General features: G+C 71.7%; 17 protein-coding genes. 12 read left to right on the top strand and 5 right to left on the bottom strand.

Going from position 1 to position 17,630, the window contains the following annotated elements; genetic code table 11:
- Positions 1-8: 8 nt before the first annotated feature.
- The 3 genes from ilvN to serA all read left to right on the top strand — a co-directional run bounded on the left by ilvN (position 9) and on the right by serA (position 3,579).
- Positions 9-533, top strand: coding sequence for an acetolactate synthase small subunit (ilvN, locus tag OG386_RS15120; protein WP_030010002.1), 525 nt, complete (start codon positions 9-11; stop codon positions 531-533).
- Between the two features lie 133 nt (positions 534-666).
- Entirely contained in the window at positions 667-1,668 is a 1,002-nt protein-coding gene (gene ilvC / locus OG386_RS15115; RefSeq protein WP_030010003.1) for a ketol-acid reductoisomerase, read from the top strand.
- 321 nt (positions 1,669-1,989) lie between these two features.
- On the top strand, positions 1,990-3,579 hold the full coding sequence (serA, locus tag OG386_RS15110) for a phosphoglycerate dehydrogenase (RefSeq protein ID WP_327383098.1): 1,590 nt from the start codon (positions 1,990-1,992) through the stop codon (positions 3,577-3,579).
- Between the two features lie 90 nt (positions 3,580-3,669).
- Here serA and OG386_RS15105 read toward each other — a convergent pair whose 3' ends face one another.
- Positions 3,670-5,238 (bottom strand): MFS transporter, encoded by a 1,569-nt coding sequence (locus tag OG386_RS15105; RefSeq protein WP_328788597.1) that lies wholly within the window; start codon positions 5,236-5,238, stop codon positions 3,670-3,672.
- Between the two features lie 89 nt (positions 5,239-5,327).
- Here OG386_RS15105 and OG386_RS15100 point away from each other — a divergent pair, with 89 nt between their 5' ends.
- The 4 genes from OG386_RS15100 (at position 5,328) to OG386_RS15085 (ending at position 7,260) form a co-directional block, all read left to right on the top strand.
- On the top strand, positions 5,328-5,906 hold the full coding sequence (locus OG386_RS15100; RefSeq protein WP_328788596.1) for a TetR/AcrR family transcriptional regulator: 579 nt from the start codon (positions 5,328-5,330) through the stop codon (positions 5,904-5,906).
- Between the two features lie 70 nt (positions 5,907-5,976).
- Positions 5,977-6,546: a hypothetical protein gene (locus OG386_RS15095; protein WP_328788595.1), complete on the top strand. Its 570-nt coding sequence runs from the start codon at positions 5,977-5,979 to the stop codon at positions 6,544-6,546.
- Positions 6,547-6,552: 6 nt separating this feature from the next.
- On the top strand, positions 6,553-6,798 hold the full coding sequence (locus tag OG386_RS15090; protein ID WP_328788593.1) for a hypothetical protein: 246 nt from the start codon (positions 6,553-6,555) through the stop codon (positions 6,796-6,798).
- A 201-nt stretch (positions 6,799-6,999) separates the two neighbouring features.
- The gene (locus OG386_RS15085; RefSeq protein WP_328788592.1) at positions 7,000-7,260 is read left to right on the top strand and encodes a hypothetical protein; all 261 of its coding nucleotides are present in this window, start codon (positions 7,000-7,002) and stop codon (positions 7,258-7,260) included.
- Positions 7,261-7,275: 15 nt separating this feature from the next.
- On the opposite strand, the gene OG386_RS15080 is transcribed toward OG386_RS15085, so the two are convergent.
- The gene (locus OG386_RS15080; RefSeq protein WP_328788591.1) at positions 7,276-8,571 is read right to left on the bottom strand and encodes a PucR family transcriptional regulator; all 1,296 of its coding nucleotides are present in this window, start codon (positions 8,569-8,571) and stop codon (positions 7,276-7,278) included.
- A 160-nt stretch (positions 8,572-8,731) separates the two neighbouring features.
- On the opposite strand from OG386_RS15080, the gene OG386_RS15075 reads away from it, so the two are divergent.
- The 4 genes from OG386_RS15075 (at position 8,732) to OG386_RS15060 (ending at position 12,682) form a co-directional block, all read left to right on the top strand.
- On the top strand, positions 8,732-9,658 hold the full coding sequence (locus OG386_RS15075) for a proline dehydrogenase family protein (RefSeq protein WP_327383092.1): 927 nt from the start codon (positions 8,732-8,734) through the stop codon (positions 9,656-9,658).
- Between the two features lie 32 nt (positions 9,659-9,690).
- Entirely contained in the window at positions 9,691-11,322 is a 1,632-nt protein-coding gene (gene pruA, locus OG386_RS15070) for an L-glutamate gamma-semialdehyde dehydrogenase (RefSeq protein WP_328788590.1), read from the top strand.
- 251 nt (positions 11,323-11,573) lie between these two features.
- A complete protein-coding gene (locus OG386_RS15065) occupies positions 11,574-12,467 on the top strand; it encodes a hypothetical protein (RefSeq protein WP_328788589.1) in 894 nt (297 codons plus the stop codon).
- A complete protein-coding gene (locus OG386_RS15060) occupies positions 12,467-12,682 on the top strand; it encodes a hypothetical protein (RefSeq protein WP_327383089.1) in 216 nt (71 codons plus the stop codon). The genes OG386_RS15065 and OG386_RS15060 overlap by 1 nt, the downstream gene beginning before the upstream one ends.
- Here the strand turns inward: OG386_RS15060 and OG386_RS15055 are convergent.
- Positions 12,666-13,403, bottom strand: coding sequence for a nitroreductase family protein (locus tag OG386_RS15055; protein ID WP_328788588.1), 738 nt, complete (start codon positions 13,401-13,403; stop codon positions 12,666-12,668). The genes OG386_RS15060 and OG386_RS15055 overlap by 17 nt on opposite strands.
- A gap of 463 nt (positions 13,404-13,866) precedes the next feature.
- On the opposite strand from OG386_RS15055, the gene OG386_RS15050 reads away from it, so the two are divergent.
- On the top strand, positions 13,867-14,406 hold the full coding sequence (locus OG386_RS15050) for a GNAT family N-acetyltransferase (RefSeq protein ID WP_328788587.1): 540 nt from the start codon (positions 13,867-13,869) through the stop codon (positions 14,404-14,406).
- 24 nt (positions 14,407-14,430) lie between these two features.
- Here the strand turns inward: OG386_RS15050 and OG386_RS15045 are convergent, their stop codons facing one another.
- Both OG386_RS15045 and OG386_RS15040 read right to left on the bottom strand, forming a co-directional pair.
- Positions 14,431-16,461, bottom strand: a complete 2,031-nt coding sequence (locus OG386_RS15045) for a phosphocholine-specific phospholipase C (RefSeq protein WP_328788586.1) — start codon at positions 16,459-16,461, stop codon at positions 14,431-14,433.
- Between the two features lie 119 nt (positions 16,462-16,580).
- A complete protein-coding gene (locus tag OG386_RS15040; protein ID WP_328788585.1) occupies positions 16,581-17,594 on the bottom strand; it encodes an NADP-dependent oxidoreductase in 1,014 nt (337 codons plus the stop codon).
- Between the last annotated feature and the right edge of the window lie 36 nt (positions 17,595-17,630).

Below are 17,630 nucleotides of genomic sequence, written 5' to 3'. Positions count from 1 at the left end.
CGCCCCACATGTCCAAGCACACGCTCTCCGTCCTGGTCGAGAACACGCCCGGCATCCTCGCCCGGATCGCCGCACTGTTCTCCCGCCGCGGGTTCAACATCGACTCCCTCGCGGTCGGTGTCACCGAGCACCCCGACATCTCCCGCATCACCATCGTCGTCAACGTCGAGGACCTCCCGCTGGAGCAGGTGACCAAGCAGCTGAACAAGCTGGTCAACGTGCTCAAGATCGTCGAGCTGGAGTCCCACAACGCCATCGAGCGCGAGCTCGTCCTGGTGAAGGTCCGCGCCGACAACGAGACCCGTTCGCAGATCGTCGAGATCGTCCAGCTGTTCCGCGCCAAGACGGTCGACGTCTCCCCGGAGGCCGTCACCATCGAGGCCACCGGCGGCTCCGACAAGCTCGGCGCGATGCTCAAGATGCTGGAGCCCTTCGGCATCAAGGAGCTCGTCCAGTCCGGCACGATCGCCATAGGGCGTGGCGGCCGGTCCATCACGGACCGCAGTCTGCGCGCGCTCGACCGCAGCGCCTGACCCGCCCGGCCCGGCACCGCGGACACGTGAGCCGGGTCAGACACGCTCTGCTCGCATAGCGAGACCGAGAAACTCAGATTCCGTTCCCCGCCGTACGGTGGGAGCAACACCAGCGCACCAAGGAGATATCCCAGTGGCCGAGCTGTTCTACGAGAACGACGCCGACCTGTCCATCATCCAGGGCCGCAAGGTCGCGGTCATCGGTTACGGCAGCCAGGGCCACGCCCACGCGCTGTCGCTCCGTGACTCCGGCGTCGACGTCGTCGTCGGTCTGAAGGAGGGCTCGAAGTCCAAGGCCAAGGCCGAGGAGCAGGGTCTGAAGGTCGTCCCCGTGGCGGAGGCCGCCGCTTGGGCGAACGTGATCATGATCCTCACGCCGGACCCGCTGCAGGCCGAGATCTACGAGGAGTCCATCAAGGAGCACCTCCAGGAGGGCGACGCGCTCTTCTTCGGTCACGGCTTCAACGTCCGCTACGGCTTCATCAAGCCCCCGGCCAACGTGGACGTCGCCCTCGTCGCCCCCAAGGGCCCGGGCCACCTGGTCCGCCGTCAGTACGAGGAGGGCCGCGGCGTTCCGTGCATCGCCGCCGTCGAGCAGGACTTCACCGGTTCCGCCTTCGCGCTGGCGCTCTCCTACGCGGCCGGCATCGGCGGCACCCGCGCCGGCGTCATCAAGACCACCTTCACCGAGGAGACCGAGACCGACCTGTTCGGTGAGCAGGCCGTCCTCTGCGGTGGCGCCTCCGCCCTGGTCAAGGCCGGTTTCGAGACCCTGACCGAGGCCGGCTACCAGCCGGAGATCGCGTACTTCGAGTGCCTGCACGAGCTGAAGCTCATCGTGGACCTCATGTACGAGGGCGGCCTGGAGAAGATGCGCTGGTCGGTCTCCGAGACCGCCGAGTGGGGCGACTACATCACCGGCCCGCGCGTCATCACCGACGCCACCAAGGCCGAGATGAAGAAGGTCCTCGCGGAGATCCAGAGCGGCGAGTTCGCCAACACCTGGATGGCCGAGTACAAGGCCGGTCTGCCGAAGTACAACGAGTACAAGAAGGCCGACGAGGAGCACCTGCTGGAGACCACCGGCAAGAAGCTGCGCAAGCTGATGAGCTGGGTCGACAGCGACGAGAGCTGATCTCGTGGCGGCGGGGCCGGGACGCGTGAGGTCCCGGCCCCGCCGCGCATCGGCGCAGGACCCCGGCCGTCCGGACGGCCGGGACGCAGGGGATCCGGGGTGCCGGGAATCCGGCCCTCACGGGCACGCCTTGTCCACCCCGGCCAACCACGGAAGAGTGATCCTTCCGTACAGGCGGAAATCCGGTCCGTCTGCGCCACTACACTGCTCAACACATACGCGTCAGGCCCACAGTGTCGTGCGTCTTCCACGCGGCTACCCCCTCCACCGCCTGCGGCCGTCGGGACGGCCGTCCGCACTGGACTTGTGAGGATGACCCACGTGAGCTCGAAACCTGTCGTACTCATCGCCGAAGAGCTGTCGCCCGCCACCGTCGAGGCGCTGGGCCCGGACTTCGAGATCCGGCACTGCAACGGCGCGGACCGCGCCGAGCTGCTGCCCGCGATCGTCGACGTGGACGCGATCCTCGTCCGCTCCGCCACCAAGGTCGACGCCGAGGCCATCGCCCTGGCCAAGAAGCTGCGGGTCGTCGCGCGCGCCGGTGTCGGTCTGGACAACGTGGACGTCTCCGCCGCCACCAAGGCCGGCGTGATGGTCGTCAACGCGCCGACCTCGAACATCGTGACCGCGGCCGAGCTCGCCTGCGGCCTGCTCGTCGCCACCGCCCGCAACATTCCGCAGGCCAACACCGCCCTGAAGAACGGCGAGTGGAAGCGGAACAAGTACACGGGTGTCGAGCTCAGCGAGAAGACCCTCGGCGTCGTCGGCCTCGGCCGCATCGGCGTGCTGGTCGCCCAGCGCATGTCGGCCTTCGGCATGAAGATCGTCGCGTACGACCCCTACGTACAGCCCGCGCGCGCCGCCCAGATGGGCGTCAAGATGCTGGCGCTGGACGAGCTCCTGGAGGTCGCCGACTTCATCACCGTGCACCTGCCCAAGACCCCCGAGACCCTCGGTCTCATCGGGGACGAGGCCCTGCACAAGGTGAAGCCGTCGGTCCGCATCGTCAACGCCGCCCGCGGCGGGATCGTCGACGAGGCCGCGCTGTACACGGCCATCAAGGAGGGCCGCGTCGCCGGCGCCGGCCTCGACGTGTACGCGAAGGAGCCCTGCACGGACTCCCCGCTGTTCGAGCTCGACCAGGTCGTCTGCACCCCGCACCTCGGCGCGTCCACGGACGAGGCCCAGGAGAAGGCCGGTGTCTCGGTCGCCAAGTCGGTGCGCCTCGCGCTCGCCGGTGAGCTCGTGCCGGACGCGGTCAACGTCCAGGGCGGTGTCATCGCCGAGGACGTCCGTCCGGGCCTGCCGCTCGCCGAGAAGCTCGGCCGCATCTTCACCGCCCTCGCTGGCGAGGTCGCGGTCCGCCTCGACGTCGAGGTCTGCGGCGAGATCACCCAGCACGACGTCAAGGTGCTGGAACTCTCCGCCCTCAAGGGTGTCTTCGAGGACGTCGTCGACGAGACGGTCTCCTACGTCAACGCCCCGCTGTTCGCGCAGGAGCGCGGCGTCGAGGTCCGACTGACCACCAGCTCGGAGTCCCCGGACCACCGCAACGTGGTGACCGTCCGCGGCACCCTGTCGGACGGCCAGGAGGTCTCGGTCTCCGGCACGCTCGCGGGCCCGAAGCACCTTCAGAAGATCGTCGGCGTCGGCGAGTACGACGTCGACCTGGCGCTCGCCGACCACATGGTCGTGCTGCGCTACACCGACCGCCCCGGTGTGGTCGGCGCCGTCGGCCGCGTCCTCGGTGAGGGCGGTCTGAACATCGCGGGCATGCAGGTCGCGCGGGCCGAGGAGCACGGTGAGGCGCTCGCCGTCCTCACCGTCGACGCCCCGGTTCCGGGAGACGTCCTCGCGGACATCGCCACCGAGATCGGCGCCGTTTCGGCGCGCACGGTCAGCCTCGCCTGAGCCCGTCAGGGTGACGACGTGAAGGAAGGGCCCGGGGGACGCCCCCCGGGCCCTTCCGCGTTCCGCCGGCCGCGTGCCGCGGCGAGCGGATCAGTGGTGCGCCGCCTCGTGGACGCGGACTGCGGGCTCGGCCGCGGGCTCGGCCGCGGGCTCCGCCGCGGGCGGGGCGGGTGCTTCGATCCCGCGGAGCAGGGCCGCGGCGAGCACGGCCGCCCCGAGCAGCAGCGCCGTACCGCCCCAGGCCGCGTACTGCATTCCGTGGACGAAGGCCTCCCGGGCCAGCGCCAGCACCTGCTCCCCGGCCGCCCCGCCGATGTGGTGGGCGGTGGCGACGGCCCCGCCCAGGGTCTCCCGTACCGCGGGCTCGGCACCGGCCAGGTCGCTGCGGTAGACCGCGGTGCCCAGGCTGCCGAGGAGCGCCATGCCCAGGGCGCCGCCGAACTCCGTCCCGGTCTCCAGCAGGGAGGCGGCGGAACCGGCCTTCTCCGCGGGGGCCGAAGCGAGCGCCATGTCGGACACCAGGGACAGCACGGTGACGATGCCCGAGGCCAGTACCCCGGCGCCGGTGAGGATCAGCCACAGGGAGTCGGTGTCCACCAGGCCGATCAGGACGAACCCGGCGGCGGCGAGGACGAACCCGCCGGCGATGACGTAGGCCCGGTCCACCTTCTGGGCCAGTGCGGCGGAGACCGGAGCCGCGGCGCCGATGACGACCGAGGGGGCCAGGCTCCACAGGGCGGCTTCCAGGGTGCCCATCCCGAGCACCGACTGGAGGTACTGGGTGGTGAAGTAGGCCGAACCCATCATGGCGAAGGCGGCGATGGTGTTCAGAGCGATGCCCGCCCCGAAACCGCGGCCCCGGAACAGGGCCCGGCTCACCATGGCGTCGTCACGGGTGCGCTGGCGGCGGACGAAGACGTATCCGAAGGCCAGGCCGAGGGCGAGGCAACCCAGGTAGAGGGGTTCGAAGCCCTCGGCGGCGATCTCCTTGAGCCCGTAGACGACCGGCAGCACGGCGGCCGTGGAGAGCGGGACGCTCAGCAGGTCGAAGCGACCGGGGTTCGGGTCCTTGAACTCCGGGACCAGGACCGGGACCAGGAGCAGCAGGAGCAGCATGGCGGGCACGTTGATGAGGAAGACGGAGCCCCAGTAGAAGTGGTTCAGCATCACCCCGCTGAGCACCGAGCCGAGGGCGATGCCACCGGTCATGGCCCCGGACCAGATGGCGATGGCCTGTCCGCGCTGCTTGTCGTCCTGGAAGAGGTTCCGTACGAGGGCCAGCGTGGAGGGCATCAGGGTCGCGCCGCCGATGCCGAGCAGGATGCGGGCCGCGATGAGCATCTCGGCGCTGGTGGCGCAGCCGGCCCCGATCGAGGCGAGGCCGAAGGCGGTCGCGCCGATCAGCAGCAGTTTGCGGCGGCCGATCCGGTCGCCGAGCGAGCCCATCGTGATCAGCAGGCCGGAGAGGGCGAAGGCGTAGCTGTCGAAGATCCAGAGCTGCTGGGTGGAGCTCGGGTCGAGCTGCTCGGTGATGGCCGGGATGGCGAAGTAGAGGACGGAGACGTCCATCGAGACCAGGAGCAGGGGCAGCAGGAGGACGGTGAAGGCGGTCCATTCGCGGCGGCCGGCACGTCGCGCTGTGGCAGCGGGAGTTGTCATGAGCAGGAATGTACATACGTCTTAAACGCTTGTCTATGACAGTCGTCTAGAACTGTTGTCTGGGACGCTTGTCTTGCTACCGTGTGGCCATGGGACATCGTGAAGATCTGCTCGAAGGCGCCAAGAAGTGCCTGGCCGAGAAGGGGTTCGTGCGCACGACCGCGCGCGACATCGTCAGCGCCTCGGGGACCAACCTGGCCTCCATCGGCTACCACTACGGTTCGAAGGACGCCCTCCTCGCCCAGGCCTTCATCGGCCTGATGGAGGAGTGGGGCGCGGTGTTCCAGAACGGACTCGACGGCGCGGACGGATCGCTGGAGCGCTTCCGCTCCCTGTGGGAGGGCGTGCTGGAGCAGCACGAGAAGTCGGGCCCGATCTGGGCGGCCAGCCTGGAGGTGGCGCTCGGCCGGGGCCAGCGGCCGGAGTTGAGGACCATCCTCGCGGCCTCGCAGGCCGAGGGGCGCCGGGGACTGATCTCGATACTCACGGGGACCCCGGAGGACCAGCTCGACGAGCGGGACGTACGGACGCTGGGCGGCTTCTACCAGGCCCTGCTGAACGGCCTGATGATCCAGTGGCTCTTCGACCCGGAGTCGGCCGCGACCGCCGAGGAGTTCACCGAAGGCATGCGCCGGGCGGCCGAAGCGATGACCCGGCCCCAGGGCTGACCGGAGCCGGAACCACCGCCGGGCGCGCCCCGTCCCACCCCCGAACCGGCCTCGAGCGAGGGGAGCAGCCGTGGCGCGAGCGAGGACGGGCATGCGGGCGGGTGCCGTGCTGTGCGGCCTGACGGCGGTGGCCCTGACGGCCGGCTGCGGCGCGCCGCAGCCCGGGGCGGCGCCGGGCGCCCCGCCCCGTCCCCGGCCGGACGGCCGCGCACGCATGGAGCAGGTGGCCGCCGCCTGGGAGGGCTCGGCGGCCCTGCGGCAGTGGCATGCGGGCTACCACCCGCCGGATCCCCAGGACTGGCAGCCGCCGGGCGGCTTCCACTCCGGAGGGGACAAAGGCGCCTACGCGGAAGGGAACTTCCTCCTGCGCGCCGCACTGCCCGACGCGCCGCCCCCGGCCGCCCCGATCCACCGGCCCGACGGCAGCACGCTCACCCTGCCGCTGCGGACGGCGGCGCAGGCGTACGGGGAGATCGACCGCGGCCCCGACCGCGACCGCGAGCACGCGCTGCCGGTCACGGGAGTCCGCTTCGGCGACACCGCCGTGCGCACCGGCCGCGGCCCGGCGCGGGTGCCCGCATGGCTGTTCACCGTGGAGGGGTACGACACCCCGCTCGCCCGGATCGCCGTCGACCCGTGAGAGGCGGTGACACCACCGGTCCCGCCCCTTGAAGACACCGACGGCGGCGTGGCCGTGGACGTCCTGGAGGGCGCCGGCACGGTGGTGCTGTCGGGCCGGATCCTGCCCGGCGCCGCCCCGGAACCGGGCGCGGGCTGCGACGCGATGCTCCACACGCTGACCGTCGAGGTCGCGCTGAGCCGGCCGGCGGGCGACCGGATCGTCCTCGACGCGGTCACGGGCCGGGCCCTGGAACAGGGGAGGGGCGGCTGACGGCCGGTCACCGCGCGGTCGGGACACCGGCCCGATCGCCGGCGACCCCGGCCCGGGCCGTCCGCGAAGGAGCGATCCCGGCCGGGCGGAACCTGGTTGACGCGGTCGCGCGGCGGGTTCGTAGGGTGGCGCCATGCCCGACGACACCCCCGGCACTCCAGACGCCCCCGCCACCTCCGGCCGCCCCGAGCGCTCGTCCTGATGGCCGCCGTCTGGGGCTTCGGTGCCTGGCGCCGCTACCGGGCGATGCGCAGCGGAGTCCGGATGAGCCTGTGGTCGCTGCTCCGGCGGCTCGGCTGGGCGCGGCTGGTCGTCGGGCAGGCGGCGTGGTGCACGCTCACCGCCGTGGTCATCGTGACCGTGCCGTGGTCCGAACGGATCGTCCCGCAGGTGCTGTTCTGGGTGGCGCTGGTGCCGACCCTGCTCACCGTGTGGTTCGAGCGCGCGGCGATCCGCACCTGATCGAAGGGTCGGCGCTCAGGCCAGGCGGGAGGCCTTGAGGGCCATGTGGAGCAGCAGACGGTCCTCGCCCTCGTCCAGGTCGAGGCCGGTCAGCTGCTCCACCCGGGCCAGACGGTAGTAGAGCGTCTGGCGGTGGATGCCCAGGGCGGCCGCCGCGCGGCCCGCCTGGCCCGCACAGTCCAGGAAGACCTCGGCGGTGCGGGCGAGTTCGCGGTTGGCCGGGGTCAGCAGGGTGCGGGCCGCGGGGTCGTCCACCGGATCGGCGGCGAGCGCCGCCAGCAGCCGGTACGGGCCGATCGCCGACCACTGGGCGACCGGCCCGAAGCGGGGCTGGGCCGCGGCCGCCCGGGCGGCGGCGACGGCCTGCTCCCAGGCGGCGGGCAGGTCCGCGAGGCCCCGTACGGGGTCGGCGACGCCGGCGGTCACCCCGCGGGCGACGGCGGTGGTCGTGGCCCCGACGCCCCCGCCCGTCCCGCCCGCGCCCGTTCCGCCGGCGGCCCTCCCGCCCGTTCCCGTCGCCTCCGCCGTGCGCGGCAGCAGCCGGGCCACCGCCGCCAGGGCCGGAGCCAGTGCGTCCGTCGAGCGCAGCCGGAGCAGTACCGCCAGCGCCGGATCGCCCGCGGGCTCCGACCCCGGCCCCGCTGCTGCACCGGGCCCGAAGGCGCCGCCCGGCTCGCCTCCGCCCCGCCGCGGTACGACGCACACCGCCGCCGCGCCCGGTACCGATGCCGGGGCCTCCCCGGGCCAAGGCGCCACGCAGACCGCCGCGTGCAGCCCGTCCCCGCCCGGCCCGAGGGCTGCCCGCAGCGCGGCCACCGCCATGTCCTGCGGCCAGCCCGGGCCGGCCGTGAGCACCGCCAGGAACTCCCGCGACAGGTCGGCCCCGGCCTTCGCCTCCTCGGCGAGCAGCACCCCGATGCGCTGGGCCACCTCCATGGCCGCGTCCAGCGCCGCCGGCTCCGGCCCGGGCTTGCCGGGCTCCTGGTCCAGCAGCCATACGTAGCCCTGCACGATGCCCCGGTACCGCACGGGCAGGCAGATCCGCCCGCGGAACACCCCGGCGTCGGGCGCCGCCGGGATCCGGACCGGCCCGGTGGCGCGGGCGATGCCGAAGCCCTCGAACCAGGACCGGACGTCCGCCGTCGACTGCCGCGTCAGGATCGAGCGGGTCCGTACCGGGTCCATGGCCAGATCGTCGTCGCTGTCGTGGGCGCCGAAGGCGATCAGCCGGAAGTCCCGGTTCTCCAGGGTCGCCGGGGCGCCGAGCAGCGCGGAGATCTCGTCCACCAGGTCCTGGTAATCGCCCTTCACGCGGCCATTCTCCCACCCCGGCGCGGACCCTTCAGACAGATGTATGAGATCCGGGACACGGATGCGTGACAGCTGTCGATGGCAGAGGATCAAAGCGATCCTTAGGTTTCACGGTGGTTTTACTTGCGCATTTCTTCTGCCACCCGTTGGAGGTGCCCCCGTGCTGGGTCCCGTGATCCTCGCCGCTTCGCGCAGCGACAAGATGCGTCGCATCGTCTCCGCCGCCCCGGTGACCAAGCCCGTGGTGAATCGGTTCATCCCCGGCGAGACCGTCGACCAGGTCATCCCGATCGTCGAGGAGCTCACGCGGAGCGGCCTGGAGGTCACCCTCGACGTCGTCGGCGAGGACATCACCGAGGTCGAGCAGTCCTACGCCGCCCGGGACGCCTACCTCCTGCTCATCGAGCGCCTCGCGGAGCTCGGCCTCGGCGAGAAGGCCGAGATGTCGGTCAAGCTGTCGATGTTCGGCCAGGCCCTGGAGGGCGGCCACGAGCTGGCGCTCGCCAACGTCCGCCCGGTCGTCGAGGCCGCGGCCGCCATCGGCACCACCGTCACGCTCGACGCCGAGGACCACACCACCCTCGACTCGATGTTCGCCATCCACGAGGAGCTGCGCCGGGACTTCCCGCAGACCGGCTGCGTGATCCAGGCGTACCTCTTCCGCACCGAGGCCGACGCCCGCCGCCTGGCCGCCGCCGGCAGCCGCGTCCGCATCGTGAAGGGCGCCTACAAGGAGCCCGCCGAGGTCGCCTACCTGGACAAGGCGGAGATCGACAAGGCGTACGTGCGGATCCTGAAGATCCTCATGGACGGCGAGGGCTACCCGATGATCGGGTCGCACGACCCGCGCCTGATCGCCATCGGCCAGGAGCTCGCCCGCACGGCCGGGCGCAAGCTGGACGAGTACGAGTTCCAGATGCTGTACGGCATCCGCAGCGAGGAGCACCTGCGGCTCGCCGCCGAGGGCCACCGGATGCGCGTCTACACCGCGTACGGGACGGACTGGTACGGCTACTTCATGCGCCGCCTCGCGGAGAAGCCGGCCAACCTGCTCTTCTTCCTCCGCTCGATGATCACCAAGAACTAGGCACCCCACTAGCTCAAGGAGTTACCAGCCCCATGGATGCTGTGACCCAGGTCCCCGCGCCGGTCAACGAGCCGGTCCACTCGTACGCCCCCGGCACCCCGGAGCGCGCGCGGCTCGAAGCGCAGCTCAAGCAGCTGTCCGAGAACCCGATCGACCTCCCGATGACGATCAACGGCGTCAAGCGGATGGGCGGCGGCGAGCGCTTCGACGTGGTCCAGCCGCACGACCACAAGTCGGTGCTCGGCACCTACGCCAACGCCACCGAGGCCGACGCGCAGGAGGCCATCGACGCCGCCCTCGCCGCCGCCCCGGCCTGGCGCTCGATGTCCTTCGACGACCGCGCCGCGATCATCCTGCGCGCCGCCGAGCTGCTGTCCGGTCCGTGGCGCGAGAAGCTCGCCGCCTCCACCATGCTGGGCCAGTCGAAGACCGCTCAGCAGGCCGAGATCGACACCCCGTGCGAGCTCGTCGACTTCTGGCGCTTCAACGTCCACTTCGCCCGCCAGATCCTGGCCGAGCAGCCGGTCGCGAACTCCGCCGGCGTGTGGAACCGCAGCGACCACCGCCCGCTCGAAGGCTTCGTCTACGCGATCACGCCGTTCAACTTCACGGCCATCGCGGGCAACCTGCCGACCGCCCCCGCCCTGATGGGCAACGTGGTCCTGTGGAAGCCGTCCCCCACGCAGACCCACTCCGCGATCCTCCTCATGGAGCTCCTGGAGGAGGCCGGCCTGCCCAAGGGCGTCATCAACCTGGTGACCGGCGACGGCATCGCGGTGTCGGAGGTGGCCCTGAACCACCCCGAGCTGGCCGGCATCCACTTCACCGGCTCGACCAAGACCTTCCAGTACCTGTGGAAGACGGTCGGCAACAACATCGAGAAGTACAAGTCCTACCCGCGCCTGGTCGGCGAGACCGGTGGCAAGGACTTCGTCGTCGCGCACCCGTCCGCGGACCGCGCCGTCCTGAAGACCGCCCTGACCCGCGGTTCCTTCGAGTTCCAGGGCCAGAAGTGCTCGGCGTCCTCGCGCGCCTACGTTCCGGCCTCGATCTGGAACGACGGCTTCAAGGAGGCCTTCGCGGCCGAGGTCGACGGCATCACCATGGGTGACGTCCGCGACCTGACCAACTTCATCGGCGCCGTCATCGACGAGCGTTCCTTCGCGAAGAACAAGGCCGCGATCGACCGCGCCATCGCCGACCCGACCTGCGAGATCATCGCCGGCGGCAGCTACGACGACTCGGAGGGCTACTTCGTCCGCCCGACCGTCATCGCGTGCACCGACCCGGAGAACGAGGTCTTCACGACCGAGTACTTCGGCCCGATCCTCGCCGTGCACGTCTACGAGGACTCCGACTTCGACGCGATGCTCGCCCAGATGGAGTCCGTCTCGGCGTACGCCCTCACCGGCTCGATCATCGCGGCGGACCGGTACGCGGCCGCGGACGCGATGGAGAAGCTCCGCTTCGCGGCGGGCAACTTCTACATCAACGACAAGTCCACCGGCGCCGTCGTCGGCCAGCAGCCCTTCGGCGGTGGCCGCGCCTCGGGCACCAACGACAAGGCGGGTGCCGCGAGCAACCTGCAGCGCTGGACGTCGACCCGCTCCATCAAGGAGACGCTGGTCGCGCCGACCGACTACGCGTACCCCCACATGGGCTGATCACGGGCCCCGCTGAACCCCGCCCCCGCTCCGGTACCCCCAAGTCCGGAGCGGGGGCGGTATCCATTTCCCCCCTCGGCAACTCCTGCTAGCCTGAGCGCAGTTGTCGTGTACGGCGACCAGCTCCGCCACTCGGGCCCGGTATCCCGAGGGAGCCAAGGGCTCTGACGAGTTCCCGTACGGGGTGGGATGTTTGCCAGGAGATACGAGACCTCTACGCGTCCGTGCCGGGACGACGCCCGGGGAGACGTATGTCCAGGCGCACCGACAACCGCCACCGCGTGGCCAACATCTGCCGTGAAGCCACCGGCCTGCCGCACCGCACCTGCCTCGGCTGGGCCGAAGCGGGCCTGATCACCCGCCGCCGACCGGTGCCGGACCCCGAGGACGAGGCGCAGCGCACCCTCGAATCGCTCCTGGTGGCCGAGCTCGCCGACGGGCTTCGGGAACACGAGCGCCGTGACGGGGCCCTGTTCGGCTTCACCGCCGCCCGGCCGGTCCGCGCCGGTCTGGCCCTCGTCCTGCATCCGGCGATGGCGGACCGAGTCCTTTCCACGGTGCTGCCGCGCATCGACGAGCACTACGGCGGACTGCGCGGGGTGCCGGGGCTGCGCATCGCCCCGATGGGCAGCAGCTGGGCGCTGAACCAGCTGCAGAGCCGGGCAACGGTGGCGGTGGTGCACCCCGACCCGGACTGGCGCCCGCTGCTGCCGGAGCACGGTGACGGACTGACGCAACTGTGGCGGCGCAACCGCCATCGCCTGCATCCCGTGGAGGCGGCGGAGCTCGGCGGGCGCGCCGACGCGGGGGACGACCCGGGATCGGTCATGGCGCAGGACTGGCTGAACAGCAGGCTGCTGAGGCGTCCGGGGCTGCTGGGCGCAGCCGGGGCCGCGCACGGATCGGCCAACGTGTACACCCACGGTGGCGGGGACGTGGTCGTCGAGTGGTGCTGCGGAGTGGAACGGGACGAACTCGAGCGGCGGCTGCGTCGCAGCGGCTTGGCGGAGCGGCCGGACGGGATCGCCGAGCGGCTGCGGGACCAGCCGTGGTTTCCCGGTGAGATCGCGATGGGCGGAGCATTCGTCACCCTGCGGCGCGGGCCCTGTTACGCGCCGGATGCTCCGACAGCGAGGGCGCTGTGATGCTGACCGCGGTGATCGTGACGGCGGCCGTGCTCGGGGTCGCCAAGGTGGTGCGGGACTGGCTCATCCTGCGGCAGGTGCGGGCGGCCATGGAGGCGGGTACGTCCGAGGACCGGGTGCGGATCGGGCTGCGGCTCGCGGAAGCCCTGGGCGGCGGGCAGTCCGGGCCCGCTCCGGAGCCGCCCGCCGGGGAGGCCGTCACACCTCCACGATGACCTGGTCCAGGGACTTGCGCAGGAGGTCCGGGACTTCGCAGTCGTCCGCCGGGTAGCCCACCGGGATGACGGCGAAGGCCTTCTCGTTCTCCGGGCGGTTCAGGACGTGGCTGAGGAAGCGCATGGGGCTGGGGGTGTGGATCAACGCCGCCAGCCCGGACAGGTGGAGCGCGGACAGGAGCATGCCGACCGCGATGCCGACCGACTCGTCCACGTAGTAGTGCTTGCGCTTGGTGCCGTCCGGGCCGAGCCAGTAGCGCTGCTGGAAGACCACGATCAGCGCGGGGGCGTCCGTGAGGTGGGTCTTCACGGCGTCCGTGCCGATGGGACGCAGGGCGGCGAGCCATTCGTCGCCCAGCCGGCCGTCGTAGGACAGCTGTTCCTCCTGCTCGGCGGCCGCGCGGATCTGCTGCCGCACGGCCGGGTCCTTGACCAGGACGAAGGTCCACGGCTGTTGGTGCGCCCCGGAGGGGGCGGTCGCGGCGCAGGCGATGGCGTCCCGGACCACCTGCTCGGGCACCGGATCGGGGGAGAAGTGGCGCACGGTCCGCCGCTCGTCCATCCGGATCCGCAACTCGGCGGCGCGCGCGAGGGATTGCGGCTGCGGCATCCGCGCGGGACGGTAGGCGACCGGGCGGTACGGATCCCCGTGGGTGGGCGTCCACTGCCTGGTCTCAGGAGCGGTGCCGGAGGCGGTCTCAGGTGTGGTCTCAGGCGACATGGAGCAGATCTTCACGCCGCTGCGCGGCCCGCCGCCAGGGCCGTACGCGGACCTCCCGCCCGGTATGCGGGGGCTCGGGCGATTTCGGACGCGGTGATCACCGGTCGATTCCTCCTGCGGGACACCTTCCTCCGCCGATGTGACCTGGAGCCGACGGACCCGGCGGCGACGGCGCGCAGCGCCGCGGCCCCCGCTCCGGCGGCCGTCCGCGGGCACCGGGCGCAGGTGGACCACCCCGGCCCCGCCCACCGTACGTACCCTCGCCGGACTGGGCGGTGCGGGCGCTGCCGAAGTGGACCATTGGGACGGCCCGGCGCCGGAGGCCGGATGCGCGCTCGTCCGAGCGCGGCCGAAGGCGACGCGGACGGCCGCGCCCGGCAGCACTCCGGGTTTCGAACCCCCGGCTGTTTCCGGCCTTTCCCGGCCGTCCCGGGCCGCCGGTACGCGTTGGTACGGTCGCCCGATGGAGATCCTCGTACGACACACGGCGGAGCTGACCGGTACGGAGCTGCGCGAGATCCGGGCCCTGCTCGACGGGGCCTTCGACGGGGACTTCGCCGACGAGGACTTCGAGCACGCCCTCGGCGGGATGCACGCGCTGGTCCGGGACGCGGGTGGGGACCTCGTCGCGCACGGCAGCGTGGTGATGCGGCGGGTCGTGCACCGGGGGCGGGCCCTGCGCACCGGGTACGTCGAGGCCGTGGCCGTACGGGCCGACGCGCGGCGCCGCGGCCTCGGCGGGCAGGTCATGGCCCGGCTGGAGCAGGTGATCGGGCGGGCGTACGTGCTCGGGGCGCTCTCGGCGTCGCAGGACGGGGCGGCCCTGTACCTGGGCCGCGGCTGGCAGGTGTGGGGCGGTCGGATCGGGGCGCTCTCACCGCAGGGGCCCGTCCCGCTCCCGGAGGAAGAGGGCTCCACCTACGTGTGGGCGCCGCCCGGCGGGGTCCGGCTGGACCCCGCCGGGCGGCTCGACTTCGACTGGCGGGACGGGGACGTCCTCTAGCTGGTGCAGGCCCTGTCGGGGTGGCTACGACCCCGTGATGCTGGCCGAGCCCGTTTCGATGTGGCCCGTGTAGCGGCGCGACCAGGTGCCGTCGGAGTCGGCGAGGATCGTGAAGTCGTACCAGCCCTTGCTGTAGGCCACGGCGTTGAAGAAGTCCTCGCGCGAGGAGTTCGCCGGGACCGTGTAGGTCCACGGGCCGTCCGTGCGGTAGGCGTTCGAGCGGATCGTGAACGTGACGGGGGAGCCGGAGGAGTTCTTCATCTTGAAGTAGACCGCCGGCTTGCCGGTGCCCGGCTCGACCGCGAAACGGGCCGCCACCTCGATGTCCTTGCCCGGCTTCGACGCGTCTCCGATGAAGCGGCGCAGGAAGCGGTTCGGCCCGTGCATCGAGATGTCGTACTTGCCCGAGCCGTGGCCGAAGCCGATGTGGAAGTAGTCGCTGCTGGTGCCGCCCGGGTCGACGGTGTACTGCCAGGCCGTCGTGTCCCGGTGCTGGTGCGGGTGGATCGAGAAGTGCGCCGCCCGCCTCGCCTCGGCGCCCTGGTTGGCCATCGAGAACCAGGCCGTGATCTGACCGGTCGGCCCGAACTCGAAGCGGTCCAGGTTGCCGTTCGCCTGGTACGGCAGGGCCCGCGCCGGGCGGGTGCCGGGCTCCTGCGCCGGGAGGGCGTTGTTCTGCGGCGTCGGGTTGGGGAGCGGGGCACAGGTCGCCTGGCCGATCACCTTGGCGGTGGACGGGAGGCCGGCGGGGACCCCGTAGACCGGGCGCGCGAAGTCGAAGACGCCGGTCAGGTCGCCGACCACCTTGCGGCGCCAAGCGCTGATGTTCGGACAGGTGGCGGGGGTGCCGAGGGCGGCCGTCCACTTCTCCATGAACCGCAGCACCGAGGTGTGGTCGAAGACCTCCGAGCTCACCCAGCCGCCGCGGGTCCAGGGGGACATCACGATCATCGGGACGCGGAAGCCCAGGCCGATCGGGAGGCCGTCGATGTACTCGCCGGGAGTGCCGGGCGGGGCGACCGGCGGCGGAACGTGGTCGAAGAACCCGTCGTTCTCGTCGTAGTTGAGGAAGAGGACCGTGGAGTCGAACACCTCGGGGTCGGCGGCCAGGGCGCGGTAGACCAGGTCCACGAAGTGGGCGCCGTCACCGGGCGGGGCGTAGGGGTGCTCCGAGAAGGCCTCGCTGGCCACGACCCAGGACACCTGGGGGAGGGTGCCCGCCACGACGTCGGCGCGTATCGCGGCCGCGATGTCGTCCGGGGTGGAGCCGGTGACCTTGGGGACCGAGCCCATGCCCCGGTCCCACAGCGGATCGCCGGGGGCGGCGTCCGTGAACCGCTTGAAGTAGGCGAGCCCGTTGTCCCCGTAGTTGTCCTGGGCGTTCTGGTAGACCTTCCAGCTCATGCCGGCCCGCTGGAGGGCCTCCGCGTACGTCTCCCAGGTCAGCCCGGACTCGTCGCCGCCGTCCTTGCTGGTGGCGTCGATCTTGCCGCTCCACAGGAAGGTGCGGTTCGGGCCGGTCGCGCTGAGGGCGGAGCAGAAGTACGCGTCGCAGATCGTGTAGTGGTCGGCGAGGCCGTAGTGGAAGGGGATGTCCCCGCGGTCCAGGTGGCCGAGGGTGCGGGCGTTGCCGACGCCGGTGACCCAGTTGTCCATCCGGCCCTGGTTCCAGGCGGCGTGCTGCGAGGTCCAGCTGTGCGGGAGGTCGCCGGTGCACTGGGCCAGGGTCTCGCTGTCCGCGCCGCCCGCCGGCGGGGTGGCCGACAGCTTCCACGGGTACTGGCGGCCGCCCCAGTTGGGCTGGTTGAACATGCCCCAGCCGCCCGGGATGTTGCCGGCGGCGCGGTCGCCGAACCCGCGGACGCCCTTCAGCCTGCCGAAGTAGTGGTCGAAGCTGCGGTTCTCCTGCATCAGGATCACCACGTGCTTCACATCGGTGATGGTGCCGGTCGCGGCGGCCGCGGCCGCCGTCGTCGGCGTGACCGCGGGCAGGGTGGCGCCCGCCACGAGCCCGGCGCCGATTCCCACGAAACCTCTGCGGCTGATCGGTGTCACTGGCCTCTCGCCTCCCACTCAAGTGCCCCGCTGGCACATCGACGGCAAGAGTGGCGGCGCCGGGATCAAAGGTCTACAGCCGTGCGGTAAGAAATCGGTGAACAAAAGGGTGGCCGGAATCAGTTGCCGATCCGGACCAGCATCTTGCCCAGGTTCTCCCCGCGGAGCATGCCCAGGAAGGCTTCCACCGTACGGTCAAAGCCCTGGACAACGGTGGTGTCGGTACCGATCCGGCCGCTGCGCAGATGAGGGACGAGGAAGTCCTCCAACTCATCCTGCAGATTGGTGTGATTGCGAACCAATACACCTTCCAGGCGCAGGGACTTGTGTACGACCTCGAAGAGGTTGCGGGGCGCGGCAGGCGAGCGGTCCCCGTTGTACATCGAGATCGCACCCACCCAGGCGATCCGCCCGTACTCGCGCAACGCGTCGATGGCCCCCTCCAGATGGTCCCCGCCGACGTTGTCGACGTAGACGTCGATGCCGTCCGGCGCGGCCTGCGCGAGCTGCTCGCCGATCGGCCCGTCGTGGTAGTCGAAGGCCGCGTCAAAACCGAGTGCGTCGGTGAGGTGGCGGACCTTGGCCGCCGAGCCCGCGCTGCCGATGATCCGCCGGGCACCCAGCAGCCGGGCGATGTGGCCGGTGGCCGTGCCGACCCCGCCCGCGGCGGCGGAGACGAAGAGGTCCTCGCCCTCGCGCAGGGTGGCGGTCCGGGTCAGCGCGGCGTACGCGGTCAGGCCGGTCCCGCCGAGGATGCTCAGGTACGCCTCCAGCGGGACGCCGTCGTGGCCGCGCAGCTTGCGCGTCCCGTCCGTGCCGAGGGTGACCAGGGCGTGGGTCCGCCAGCCCGCGCGGTGGAAGACCAGGTCGCCCTCGCGCAGCCCCGGGTCGCGGGAGGCGAGCACCCGGCCCACCGAGCGGCCCTCCAGCGGGGTGTTCAGCTCGAAGCCGCCCTCGCCGCCGTCCATCATGCCCCGGTGGTACGGGTCCACGGAGAGCAGCAGGTTCTCGACGAGCGCGGTGCCGGGCGTCGGCTCCGGGACCGGGGAGGCGGCGTGGACGAAGTCCCCGGCGGTCGGGAAGCCGGTGGGGCGGGCGATCTGGTGGACGGCGTGAGCGGTGTTCGTGGTCATGGGCCCGACGCTAGGAAGGAATGGCCGGCCCGGGCA

It is taken from the genome of Streptomyces sp. NBC_00273, assembly GCF_036178145.1.
In the GTDB taxonomy this organism is placed as follows: domain Bacteria; phylum Actinomycetota; class Actinomycetes; order Streptomycetales; family Streptomycetaceae; genus Streptomyces.
Note: the sequence above shows the minus strand (reverse complement) of the source record. Positions and strands in the feature narration are given on the sequence as shown.

Excerpts from the sequence above, each read along its gene's own strand:
- OG386_RS15040 (WP_328788585.1), bottom strand. The coding sequence starts at position 17,594 with ATGACCACGAACACCGCTCACGCCGTCCACCAGATCGCCCGCCCCACC.
- OG386_RS15050 (WP_328788587.1), top strand. The coding sequence starts at position 13,867 with ATGGAGATCCTCGTACGACACACGGCGGAGCTGACCGGTACGGAGCTG.
- OG386_RS15100 (WP_328788596.1), top strand. The coding sequence starts at position 5,328 with ATGGGACATCGTGAAGATCTGCTCGAAGGCGCCAAGAAGTGCCTGGCC.
- pruA (WP_328788590.1), top strand. The coding sequence starts at position 9,691 with ATGGATGCTGTGACCCAGGTCCCCGCGCCGGTCAACGAGCCGGTCCAC.
- OG386_RS15065 (WP_328788589.1), top strand. The coding sequence starts at position 11,574 with ATGTCCAGGCGCACCGACAACCGCCACCGCGTGGCCAACATCTGCCGT.
- ilvN (WP_030010002.1), top strand. The coding sequence starts at position 9 with ATGTCCAAGCACACGCTCTCCGTCCTGGTCGAGAACACGCCCGGCATC.
- OG386_RS15105 (WP_328788597.1), bottom strand. The coding sequence starts at position 5,238 with ATGACAACTCCCGCTGCCACAGCGCGACGTGCCGGCCGCCGCGAATGG.
- OG386_RS15060 (WP_327383089.1), top strand. The coding sequence starts at position 12,467 with ATGCTGACCGCGGTGATCGTGACGGCGGCCGTGCTCGGGGTCGCCAAG.
- OG386_RS15055 (WP_328788588.1), bottom strand. The coding sequence starts at position 13,403 with ATGTCGCCTGAGACCACACCTGAGACCGCCTCCGGCACCGCTCCTGAG.
- OG386_RS15085 (WP_328788592.1), top strand. The coding sequence starts at position 7,000 with ATGGCCGCCGTCTGGGGCTTCGGTGCCTGGCGCCGCTACCGGGCGATG.